Raw genomic sequence first — 500 nt, forward strand, 5'->3', positions numbered from 1 at the left:
GGGTCAGGCTGTTCAACGCCGCAGTGGCCGCAAAGGTGCGTTCGAAAACCTGCACCGACCAGCCCTTGAGCCGCGCCTGATCGACGATGCGGCTGTCATCGAGTTGAAAACGCGTCTGCAATGCAGCTAAAAATCCCGGGATGTTCTGCGGCTCGATGCGCAGATTGAAACGGTTCGGCGTCAGTTGTGGCCAGCCGCGCAGCAAGTGGTTGATGTTGACCAGCAAGTGCCCTTTGGGGTTGCCGTAATCGGCGTAGATGCCGACGATGCGCGGCGACCACGCGCCATACGGCGCAGGAATCGTCAGTCGATCACCCGCCCGTACCTTCAACCGACGCGCCAGTTGTTCGCTGAGCATCACCGCATCGTCCGTGGCCAGATGCGCCCACGGGTCGCTGCCACTGACATCGAGCAACGGCCAGTGCTGGCGGTAATACGCATGATCGATGATGCCGAACACCTCCGCCGGCCAGCCTTGCAACGTCACCGCGACCTGCCAG

1 pseudogene is annotated in these 500 nt (G+C 62.0%); it reads right to left on the minus strand.

Going from position 1 to position 500, the window contains the following annotated elements:
* Nucleotides 1-500, minus strand: a pseudogene (locus F8N80_RS31050) (ABC transporter permease); the annotation flags it as partial.

Source organism: Pseudomonas fluorescens, from assembly GCF_902497995.1.
GTDB lineage: Bacteria > Pseudomonadota > Gammaproteobacteria > Pseudomonadales > Pseudomonadaceae > Aquipseudomonas > Aquipseudomonas fluorescens_BK.